12 protein-coding genes and 1 pseudogene are annotated in these 8,960 nt (G+C 63.5%); 6 read left to right on the top strand and 7 right to left on the bottom strand.

All coding sequences use genetic code 11. From position 1 onward, the window contains the following. The 4 genes and pseudogenes from AC1D1Y_RS17050 to AC1D1Y_RS17035 all read left to right on the top strand — a co-directional run. A pseudogene (locus AC1D1Y_RS17050) lies at positions 1-328 on the top strand (sulfate ABC transporter substrate-binding protein); the annotation flags it as partial. Between the two features lie 9 nt (positions 329-337). Continuing rightward, positions 338-1,231, top strand: a complete 894-nt coding sequence (cysT, locus tag AC1D1Y_RS17045) for a sulfate ABC transporter permease subunit CysT (RefSeq protein ID WP_477683353.1) — start codon at positions 338-340, stop codon at positions 1,229-1,231. Further along, positions 1,228-2,139, top strand: a complete 912-nt coding sequence (cysW, locus tag AC1D1Y_RS17040) for a sulfate ABC transporter permease subunit CysW (RefSeq protein WP_477683352.1) — start codon at positions 1,228-1,230, stop codon at positions 2,137-2,139. Before cysT ends, cysW begins: the two co-directional genes overlap by 4 nt. Before the next feature lie 11 nt (positions 2,140-2,150). Then, positions 2,151-3,239, top strand: coding sequence for a sulfate/molybdate ABC transporter ATP-binding protein (locus AC1D1Y_RS17035; RefSeq protein WP_477683351.1), 1,089 nt, complete (start codon positions 2,151-2,153; stop codon positions 3,237-3,239). A 50-nt stretch (positions 3,240-3,289) separates the two neighbouring features. Here AC1D1Y_RS17035 and AC1D1Y_RS17030 read toward each other — a convergent pair whose 3' ends face one another. Beyond that, the gene (locus tag AC1D1Y_RS17030) at positions 3,290-4,177 is read right to left on the bottom strand and encodes a LysR family transcriptional regulator (RefSeq protein ID WP_477683350.1); all 888 of its coding nucleotides are present in this window, start codon (positions 4,175-4,177) and stop codon (positions 3,290-3,292) included. Positions 4,178-4,271: 94 nt separating this feature from the next. Between AC1D1Y_RS17030 and AC1D1Y_RS17025 the strand changes: the two genes are divergently transcribed. Next, positions 4,272-5,306 (top strand): SDR family oxidoreductase, encoded by a 1,035-nt coding sequence (locus AC1D1Y_RS17025; RefSeq protein WP_477683349.1) that lies wholly within the window; start codon positions 4,272-4,274, stop codon positions 5,304-5,306. A 72-nt stretch (positions 5,307-5,378) separates the two neighbouring features. Here the strand turns inward: AC1D1Y_RS17025 and AC1D1Y_RS17020 are convergent, their stop codons facing one another. From AC1D1Y_RS17020 to AC1D1Y_RS17010, 3 genes are read right to left on the bottom strand one after another with little or no spacing between them, the layout of a single operon-like run. Then, positions 5,379-5,654 carry a DUF2277 domain-containing protein gene (locus tag AC1D1Y_RS17020; protein WP_477683348.1) on the bottom strand — a complete coding sequence of 92 codons (276 nt, stop codon included), beginning with the start codon at positions 5,652-5,654 and terminating at the stop codon, positions 5,379-5,381. A 26-nt stretch (positions 5,655-5,680) separates the two neighbouring features. Continuing rightward, positions 5,681-6,097: a VOC family protein gene (locus AC1D1Y_RS17015; RefSeq protein ID WP_477683347.1), complete on the bottom strand. Its 417-nt coding sequence runs from the start codon at positions 6,095-6,097 to the stop codon at positions 5,681-5,683. Positions 6,098-6,136: 39 nt separating this feature from the next. After that, positions 6,137-6,490 carry a VOC family protein gene (locus AC1D1Y_RS17010; RefSeq protein ID WP_477651702.1) on the bottom strand — a complete coding sequence of 118 codons (354 nt, stop codon included), beginning with the start codon at positions 6,488-6,490 and terminating at the stop codon, positions 6,137-6,139. 201 nt (positions 6,491-6,691) lie between these two features. Between AC1D1Y_RS17010 and AC1D1Y_RS17005 the strand changes: the two genes are divergently transcribed. Beyond that, positions 6,692-7,198: a disulfide bond formation protein B gene (locus AC1D1Y_RS17005; RefSeq protein WP_477683346.1), complete on the top strand. Its 507-nt coding sequence runs from the start codon at positions 6,692-6,694 to the stop codon at positions 7,196-7,198. A gap of 68 nt (positions 7,199-7,266) precedes the next feature. On the opposite strand, the gene AC1D1Y_RS17000 is transcribed toward AC1D1Y_RS17005, so the two are convergent. The 3 genes from AC1D1Y_RS17000 to AC1D1Y_RS16990 form a co-directional block, all read right to left on the bottom strand. After that, the gene (locus AC1D1Y_RS17000) at positions 7,267-7,533 is read right to left on the bottom strand and encodes a hypothetical protein (protein ID WP_477683345.1); all 267 of its coding nucleotides are present in this window, start codon (positions 7,531-7,533) and stop codon (positions 7,267-7,269) included. A 97-nt stretch (positions 7,534-7,630) separates the two neighbouring features. Beyond that, positions 7,631-7,900 carry a hypothetical protein gene (locus tag AC1D1Y_RS16995; protein WP_477683344.1) on the bottom strand — a complete coding sequence of 90 codons (270 nt, stop codon included), beginning with the start codon at positions 7,898-7,900 and terminating at the stop codon, positions 7,631-7,633. 167 nt (positions 7,901-8,067) lie between these two features. Beyond that, entirely contained in the window at positions 8,068-8,817 is a 750-nt protein-coding gene (locus AC1D1Y_RS16990; protein ID WP_477683343.1) for an SDR family oxidoreductase, read from the bottom strand. Positions 8,818-8,960: the final 143 nt, after the last annotated feature.

The raw sequence follows: 8,960 nt of genomic DNA, 5'->3' as shown, positions 1-8,960 counted from the left end.
CGGCGAAGGCAAGGTGGACGCGATTTACCCGTCCATCAGCATCGTGGCGGAAAACCCGGTGGCGGTGGTCGAGCGCACCGTGGCCAAGAAAGGCACGGCCGAACTCGCCAAGGCCTACCTGAGCTACCTTTATTCGGAAGAAGGCCAGGAAATCGCCGCGCGCCACGCGCTGCGCCCGCGTTCGCAGGCCGTGCTGAAAAAATACGCCAGCACCTTCAAGCCGCTGCAGCTCTTCACGGTGCAGGAGGTGTTCGGCAGCCTCGGTGAAGCGCAAAAAGTGCACTTCAACGACGGCGGGCAGTTCGACAAGCTGTACACCGTCAAATAAGCCCGCGCCATGACCGCCTTATCTTCTGTGGCGCCGCCTTCCGCGGTGGTGCCGGGTGTTCCTGCGGGCAGCAAAAGAGCCGCCAGGCGTGTGCTGCCCGGTTTCCGGCTGACGCTGGGCTACACGGTGCTGTACCTGAGCCTGATCGTGCTGATCCCGATCTCGGCGCTGTTCTTCAAGACCTTCACGCTGAGCTGGGAGCAGTTCGTCACCGCCGTGACCTCGCCGCGCGTGCTGGCGTCTTACCGGCTCACCTTCGGAGCCTCGCTGATCGCGGCGCTGGTCAACCTCGTCTTCGGCTTGCTATTGGCCTGGGTGCTGGTGCGCTACAAGTTTCCGGGAAAAAAAATTGTCGATGCGCTGGTCGACCTGCCGTTCGCGCTGCCCACGGCCGTGGCCGGCATTTCGCTGACGGCCTTGCTGGCCGGCAACGGCTGGATAGGCCAGTACCTGGAGCCCATGGGCATCAAGCTGGCCTTCACGCCGGCAGGCGTGGTGATCGCGCTGATCTTCATCGGCCTGCCGTTTGTGGTGCGCACGGTGCAGCCGGTGCTCGAAGATGCCGAGAAAGAGCTTGAAGAAGCCGCGACCTCGCTGGGCGCCACGCGCCTGCAGATCTTCACCAAGGTCATCCTGCCGCACATCACGCCGGCCTTGCTGACCGGTTTTGCCATGGCGTTTGCGCGCGCGATCGGCGAATACGGCTCGGTCATCTTCATCGCCGGCAACATGCCCATGATCTCTGAAATCACGCCGCTCATCATCATCGGCAAGCTGGAGCAGTACGACTATGCCGGCGCCACCGCCGTAGCCGTGGTGATGCTGCTGGTGTCCTTTGTGCTGCTGCTGGTCATCAACGGGCTTCAGGCCTGGCAGCGGCGCAATGCGGGAGCCCCTGCATGAGTGCAGCATCTCCTATCAATCGCCGTGTCCGCGCCGGCACCACCGAAGCTCCCTGGGTGCGCTACACGCTGGTCACGGTAGCACTGCTCTTTGTGCTGCTGTTCCTGGTATTGCCGCTGGCGGCTGTGTTCACCGAGGCCTTGCGCAAGGGCTTTGGCGCCTACCTTGCCGCGCTGCGCGAACCCGACGCCTGGTCGGCCATCAAGCTGACCCTGATTGCCGCCGTGATCGCCGTGCCGCTGAACCTGGTTTTCGGTGTGGCTGCGGCCTGGGCGATCGCCAAGTACGAGTTCCGCGGCAAATCGGTCTTGACGACGCTGGTGGACCTGCCGTTTTCGGTCTCGCCCGTGGTGGCCGGCCTGATCTATGTGCTGATCTTCGGCGCGCAGGGCTGGTTCGGCCCCTGGCTGCTGGCGCACGACATCAAGATCATCTTTGCCGTGCCCGGCATTGTGCTGGCCACCGTGTTCGTGACCTTTCCTTTCATCGCGCGCGAACTGATCCCGCTGATGCAGGCGCAGGGCAACGACGAAGAGCAGGCTGCCATCGTGCTGGGCGCGACCGGCTGGCAGACTTTCTGGCACGTCACGCTGCCCAACATCAAGTGGGGCCTGATCTACGGCGTGATCCTGTGCAATGCGCGGGCCATGGGCGAGTTCGGTGCGGTGTCGGTGGTCTCGGGCCACATCCGCGGGCAGACCAACACGTTGCCGCTGCACGTCGAAATCCTCTACAACGAATACCAGTCGGTGGCTGCCTTCGCTGTGGCCTCGCTGCTGGCCATCCTGGCGCTGGTCACGCTGGCCATCAAGTCGGTGGCCGAATGGCGCCACGAGGCCGAGATGAAAGCCGCGGCGGATTTGCCGCCTGAACGCCCGCAGGCCATCGCAGGCGCCGCCGCCCGCTAAAGGAACACACCATGAGCATCGAAATCCGCAACGTCAGCAAACATTTTGGCGACTTCCAGGCGCTCGGCGACGTGAGCCTGGACATTCAATCAGGCGAGCTGGTCGCCTTGCTGGGCCCCTCGGGCTGCGGCAAGACCACCTTGCTGCGCATCATCGCCGGGCTGGAGAACGCCGACCGCGGCAGCATCCTGTTCAGTGGGGAAGACACCACCGACGTGCATGTGCGCGAGCGCCAGGTCGGTTTTGTGTTCCAGCACTATGCGCTGTTTCGCCACATGACTGTGTTCGAGAACGTGGCTTTCGGCCTGCGCGTCAAGCCGCGCAGCCTCAGGCCCAGCGAGGCGCAGATCAAGGAAAAAGTGCATTCGCTGCTGAACCTGGTGCAGCTTGACTGGCTTGCCGACCGCTTTCCCTCGCAGCTGTCGGGCGGCCAGCGCCAGCGCATCGCCCTGGCGCGCGCGCTGGCGGTGGAGCCCAAGGTTCTGCTGCTCGACGAACCCTTCGGCGCGCTGGACGCCAAGGTGCGCAAAGAGTTGCGCCGCTGGTTGCGCCGCCTGCACGACGACCTGCACGTCACCAGCATTTTTGTGACSCACGACCAGGARGAAGCSCTGGAGGTGGCCGAYCGCGTGGTGTTGATGAATGCCGGCAAGGTCGAGCAGATAGGCTCGCCGCAGGAGGTATGGGACCATCCGGCCAGCCCCTTTGTCTACGGCTTCCTGGGCGACGTCAACCTGTTCCACGGCCGCGCCCATGAGGGTGAGGTGCAGCTCGAAGGCCTGCGCCTCAACTCCCCCGAGCATGCCGGCGCGCAGGACGCCAAGGCCTTTGCCTATGTGCGCCCGCACGACCTGGAGGTGCAGCGTTATGCGCCCGGCGCCGAAGGCATCGTCGCCCACCTGGAGCGCGCCATCGTCATCGGCCCCATCGCGCGGCTGGAGCTGATCCCCGCCGAAGGCTACGAACAAAAAGGCAATGTCCCGGGCGACGCCATCATCGAAGCCCAGATGCCCTCGCAGCAGTTCAAGGACATGGGCTTGCGCGAAGGCGACATGCTGGTGGTGACGCCGCGCAAGGCGAGGGTGTTTGTCGAGGGGTAATTGCGGGTGCGTGCAGGCAGCTGGTGATGCAGATCGAATCTTGCCCGACTTCAACCAATATGCTGCTGCAAACCTTCGACCAATGCGTCGAAGCTTACACGGCAACGCGGGCTGTGGCGCAGGTCTTCGTGCATGGTCAGCCAGGTTTCGAGCTTGAAGGACAACTCGCCAGGCAGAACCCGCACCAGGGCGGGGTCACGCGCCGCCAGCGCTGACTGGCACACGCCAATGCCGGCGCCGGCACGTATCAGTGCCAGTTGCGCGAGGTCGCTGTCGGTACGTGTGGCAAACGCCGTCCGTTTCCATGAGGGAAAGGCTTTGCGCGCCGAACGCAGGAAGGGTGTCTCTTCGTCAAACCCAATCAGCGCATGCTGGGCCAGGTCCGTTGATGACTGCGGCGTGCCGCGCGCGGCCAGGTAATCGCGGCGTGCGTAGAGACCCAGCTCCACTTCGCCCACGCGGCGAGCGATCAACAGGTCCTGCTTGGGCTGGGTCATTCGCACGGCAATGTCGGCTTCGCGTTGCAGCAGGTCCTGCACGCGGTTGGTCAGCACCAGTTCAATAGTCAAGTCCGGGTGCGCGCGCTGCAGTTGCGCAACGATGGGCGGAAGCACTTCAACACCGATGACTTCGCTCGCCGTGACCCGCACCGTGCCGCGCACACCGTCACCCTGGCTCTCGGCGGCGCGGCGCAAGGCGGCTGCGGCGCTGGCCATTTCCTCGGCGAAGGGCTGCAGTCCGAGCGCGGCTTCGGTCGGCGCAAAACCGGTTTGTGAGCGCGTGAACAGCGCCAGGCCGAGCGACTTTTCGAGTGAGGCGACATGGCGCCCGACCGTAGGCTGCGCCACCCCCAAAGACCGTGCCGCACCTGAGAGCGAACCCTCGCGCAGCACCCCTAAAAATGAACGGTAAAGCTCCCAGCCAGCATCTTCTTCCATACAAAAATGTATAGCTGATACCCGGCTTTAGTCAATTCCATTTTGATGCCCCGGGACCCAGAATTTCCCCATAGCAACTTTTTTGGGGAATGGCATGAGCAGCAAACAAGACAAATCAAGCACAGCACTGGTGCTGGGCGCAACCGGTGGCATCGGCGGTGAAGTCGCACGGCAACTGCAGGCGGCAGGCTGGCAGGTTCGCGCGCTTCGCCGTGGCGAGCCGCGGCCGGGCGAGCAACGCGGCGGCATCACCTGGCTGCGTGGCGATGCGATGAATCCCGGTGATGTCATGGCTGCGGCACAAGGCTGCGGCGTGATAGTCCACGCGGTCAATCCGCCCGGCTATCGTCGCTGGGGCGAGCTGGTGCTGCCCATGCTGGACAACACGATTGCGGCCGCCCGGGCGCAGGGCGCAACCGTCGTGCTGCCTGGCACGGTCTACAACTACGGGCCGGACGCATTTCCCAGCCTCCGGGAGGATTCACCGCAGCACCCGCAAACTGCCAAAGGTGCGATTCGCGTGCAGCTTGAGCAGCGGCTCAAGGACGCGACCAGCGGCAGTGGCCAGGGCTGCTGCCGGGTGATCATCTTGCGCGCGGGGGATTTTTTCGGGCCGGGTGCCGGCAACAGCTGGTTCTCGCAAGGCCTGGTTCGGCCCGGCGCACCGGTGCGCAGTGTGAAGCTCCCTGGCAAGCCTGGTGTCGGTCACCAATGGGCCTATTTGCCGGATGTGGCGCGTACCATGGTCGCCTTGCTGGCACGGCGTGACGTTCTGCCTGCATTTGCAACGTTCCATATGAACGGCCAGTGGGACGCCGATGGCCGCCAACTGGTTGAGGCGATCTGCCGTGTCGTCGCACGGCGCGGTGGCCCTCAGCCGTCCATAAAATCCTTTCCCTGGTGGGCGGTGACGCTGGCAGCGCCCTTTGTTGAGACCCTGCGCGAGCTGCGTCGGATGCGCTACCTCTGGAACACGCCGGTCCGCATGGACAACGCCTCCCTGGTGGCGGCGCTCGGTGCGGAGCCGCACACGCCGCTAGATATTGCGGTGGAGGAAACGCTGCAAGGGCTGGGCTGCTTTGGTGCGCCTGGCGGGGATTTCAACCAGGGTAGTGCGCGCCGTGGCTGATGCAAGCCAAGCTCAGCCTTTTGATGTCGTCAAACGCTTTCGGTCAGGCGAGGTCGACTTGGGGGCGCCCGGCTACTGGCTCGTGCCAAACCTCAGTGCCGACCTGGCGCGCGCCCGTTCGGCTTCCACTTCCCGGTTACGCGGCTCGGCGTTGGTGACCAGCGAGCGGATCAGAACCCGCGCCGAGGCCGCAACTTCTTCCACCGCGCGTTCAAACGCGGCCTCATTGGCCTTGGACGGGACGTTGAACCCGCTGAGCTTGCGGACAAACTGCAGCGAAGCGTCACGGATTTCCAGCTCCGTGGCCGGCGGTTCAAAGTTGAACAAGGTCTTGATGTTGCGGCACATGGCGGGTTCGTTTCCTATTGCTGTTCCTATGGCTGTTCGGCCGGCTTGATGACCACGGATTCGGCCGAAGCGACGAAGGGCCCATGGTAAACCGCCTCGATGTTGTTGCCGTCCGGATCCAGCACAAAGGCCGCATAGTAGCCTGGGTGGTATTTGCGTTCGCCCGGCGCGCCGTTGTCGGTGCCACCCGCGGCAAGCGCCGCTTCGTAAAAGGCTTTGACCTCCGCATGGTCCTTGGCCCGGAAGGCCAGGTGAACATGCGAGGTGGGGCCGTCGGCCTTGTCCATCCATAGTTCGTCGGCCGAGAAATGGTCATCGGCTTCCTGGATGGCGCTTTCCTTGTTCAGTGACTTGAGTACGGCGCGGTAAAAGCGCTTGCTGGCCGGCAGGTCGTGGGCGCGCAGGTGGACATGGTCTATGAGTCGTCCGCGGTGTATTTCCATCATGGGTCCTTCGGGTTTTGTCTGGCTTGGCTGCTGCGTTCAGCGGATCACGCCGGGCATCAGGGCCTCGGCGATCGCGATGTGGTTGCCGTCGGGGTCGGTGATCATCACCGTGCGGACCTTGTCGCTGGAGCTTTTCTGGCTGGTGTCTATGCCCAGTTTTTCCAGGTGTTCGATTTCCGGTTCCAGGTCGTTGACAGCCAGGGTCAGCGAGCCTTCGCCGGCGCGCTCGGGCAGTTCATAGACCTGCAGGCCGCCGCCGCGCTGGAACTGCCATTCGCCGACTTCGGGCATGGGGCGGCTGGCTTTGGCGTCCAGCAGTTTTTCGTACCAGGGCAGGGACGTGGCCAGGTTGCGGACGGCGACGCTGGCAAGGGCGTTTTGCACCATCATGATGGATCTCCGGGAGTTTGCGGTCCTGAAAATCTACGCCCGCCGGGGCGCCCCTGCTGTAGGACAAGTGCTGGCAAATGATGCTGAAGAGGCGGCGAAGATTTTGCCCCGCATGGATGCTGCAAGGGAACTTATCGCCCACCGAACGCCCGAACCCCTGGACCATTCATAATCCACCCAGAAAAAAAGAGGGATCTCCTGATGTTTTTGACCTATTTCGACGCCATGCCGCGCCGCCTGCTGGCGCTGGTCGCCGCGGCCTGTGTGGCCATGCTGGCTTTTGGCCTTTACCTGCAGCACGTCGTCGGGCTGGAGCCTTGCCCCATGTGCATCGTGCAGCGTTACGCGCTGGTGCTGGTGGCGGTGGTGGCGGGCGTGACCGCCATCGCCAAAAGCCGCGGCTTCCTGGTAGCCGGTTCGGGCCTGATGGTGCTGTTGGCCGGTTTCGGCGCATTTGTCGCGGCGCGCCAGAGCTTTCTGCAGTGGTACCCGCCGGAGATCGCCTCTTGCGGCCGCGATTTTTACGGAATGATCGAGACCTTCCCGCTCAAGCGCGCCATTCCCATGATCTTCAAGGGCAGCGGCGACTGCACCAAGATCGACTGGACCTTTCTGGGCGGCTCGATCGCCAACTGGTCCTTTGTCTGCTTTGTGGTGATTGCTCTTGTAGGGCTGTTGCTGGTGGCCCGCCTGGCGCGCAAGCGCTGAGCCCTGCCGCTTGCTGAAACCAGCGCATGCGCAGGGCGCCCAGGCCCCTGCGGGCCCGGGCGCCTTGTTCAGACTTCGGCCACGCTGATGGTGTTGAGGTTCACCGTCACATTGAGCGTGTGGTCGCCGGGGTAGTCGGGGCGCACCTCCAGTGTGATGGAGATGCTCGGCGGTTGGGTCGTCTTGAAAACAGTCAGGGGCTGGAATCCCGCCGGGACCTGCTGGACGGTGCCGTAGGCCAGGCCGTTTTGCCCCCATCGCCGCGGCCCCACGGTCACCGCCGTGGCATTTTCCTGGTCTGTTCCACCCACAATGTATACGCGTATGCCGGCCATATTTTTTCCTTAGGTGTTGGTAAAAAGTTGCCCTCATGTTGCCCAGGAGGGTGTGGCCAATTTACGGTCGCGGTATCGGAAAAACCATTACGGGGGATTACACCCCGCTCTGGGAAACGGTCATGTCGTTCTGGTTGACCAGCACGTTCAAAGTGAAGTCGCCGTGGGCGGGTACTTCCACGGCGATTGATAGCTCCCTGGGGGCCGTCGTCTTGTAGATCGTCAGGGTGGTGCCGCCGGCGTTGACTTGCTGGGCCTGGCCAAACTGCGCCGTGCCGTTTTGCCCCCACCGCTTGTCGGCCAATGTGGCCGCCGTCACGTTTTCCTTGTCCGAGCCGCCCGTAATGTTCACGGTTACGTTGGTCATATGTCCTCCTTCAAGGGTTGTCAAAAAAGCCTCCAACTGCCAGCAGTCAAAGGAGGCGCCAATGTACGGTTGCGGCATGGTGAAAGCCATTACAGGGCATTACGGTGGCATTTGCAGGTGATTTGCGGCGTGCGTTGCGCGCCTTGAGAGGCCGCGAGATGGCTGAGTCAGGCGATGGTCAGCCCGCCGTCCAGGATGAACTCGCTGCCGACGGCATAGGTCGATTCATCGGAGGCCAGGAACACCACGGCCTTGGCGATCTCCACCGGTGAGCCGAAGCGGTGCAGCGGGATCACGGCCGTCAAGCCGTCCTTCATCTGCTGCAGCGCGTCGGCCGGCAGGCCCAGCTTGCCGTAGATCGGTGTCGTCACGGTGCCCGGGCTGACGGTGTTGAGCCGTATGCCCCTGGCGACCAGTTCGCCGGACAGCGTTTTGGCCAGCGAGACCAAGCCGGCCTTGGTCGCCGAGTAGACGCTGGAGGCCGGCATGCCCAGGTGCGCATTCACCGAGCCGTTGAGGATGACGGAGGCCGGGTTCGCAAAAGTGCCCAGCAAGGCCTGCAGCAAAAAGAAGGGCCCTTTGAAGTTGACGGCCATGGAGCGGTCAAACGCCGCCTCGTCCCAGGCTTCAAGCGGCATGAAAATGCCGATGCCCGCGTTGATGAAGGCCACGTCGAGCTGCCCGAACGCGTCGCGCACCTCCTGGGCCAGCTTGACCTGTGCCTGAAGATCGCCCGCGTCGGTTTTGGAGAAGAGGGCGTCGCCACCGAGCTGCCGGCGTGCCTCAGCCAATGATTCGTCGCTGGAACCGGTCACCATGACGCGGGCGCCTTCGGCCAGAAACTGCCTGGCCGTCTCAAGGCCTATGCCCGAGGTTCCGCCTGTCACCAGCGCGCGTTTGTTGTGCAATCTGTTCATCAAAAATTTCCTGGAATGTGAGGTAGCAAGTACCGGTATTCCAAGAGTAGGTCTGGCGGGTGTTCGGCGCTCGCCGGTTCCGGACATACGTTTGTGGTCCGCCGGCGCTAGCCAGACGTTCACGAAAGAGGGGATATCTGGCG

Source organism: Polaromonas sp. P1_G1 (assembly GCF_056405595.1).
The sequence above is the reverse complement of the archived record's forward strand: the minus strand, read 5'-3'. Positions and strand labels throughout refer to the sequence as shown.

Bases quoted from the DNA above. Each gene is read 5' to 3' on its own strand.
- cysT (WP_477683353.1), top strand. From the start codon at position 338: ATGACCGCCTTATCTTCTGTGGCGCCGCCTTCCGCGGTGGTGCCGGGT.
- cysW (WP_477683352.1), top strand. From the start codon at position 1,228: ATGAGTGCAGCATCTCCTATCAATCGCCGTGTCCGCGCCGGCACCACC.
- AC1D1Y_RS17030 (WP_477683350.1), bottom strand. From the start codon at position 4,177: ATGGAAGAAGATGCTGGCTGGGAGCTTTACCGTTCATTTTTAGGGGTG.
- AC1D1Y_RS17025 (WP_477683349.1), top strand. From the start codon at position 4,272: ATGAGCAGCAAACAAGACAAATCAAGCACAGCACTGGTGCTGGGCGCA.
- AC1D1Y_RS17020 (WP_477683348.1), bottom strand. From the start codon at position 5,654: ATGTGCCGCAACATCAAGACCTTGTTCAACTTTGAACCGCCGGCCACG.
- AC1D1Y_RS17015 (WP_477683347.1), bottom strand. From the start codon at position 6,097: ATGGAAATACACCGCGGACGACTCATAGACCATGTCCACCTGCGCGCC.
- AC1D1Y_RS17010 (WP_477651702.1), bottom strand. From the start codon at position 6,490: ATGATGGTGCAAAACGCCCTTGCCAGCGTCGCCGTCCGCAACCTGGCC.
- AC1D1Y_RS17005 (WP_477683346.1), top strand. From the start codon at position 6,692: ATGTTTTTGACCTATTTCGACGCCATGCCGCGCCGCCTGCTGGCGCTG.
- AC1D1Y_RS17000 (WP_477683345.1), bottom strand. From the start codon at position 7,533: ATGGCCGGCATACGCGTATACATTGTGGGTGGAACAGACCAGGAAAAT.
- AC1D1Y_RS16995 (WP_477683344.1), bottom strand. From the start codon at position 7,900: ATGACCAACGTAACCGTGAACATTACGGGCGGCTCGGACAAGGAAAAC.
- AC1D1Y_RS16990 (WP_477683343.1), bottom strand. From the start codon at position 8,817: ATGAACAGATTGCACAACAAACGCGCGCTGGTGACAGGCGGAACCTCG.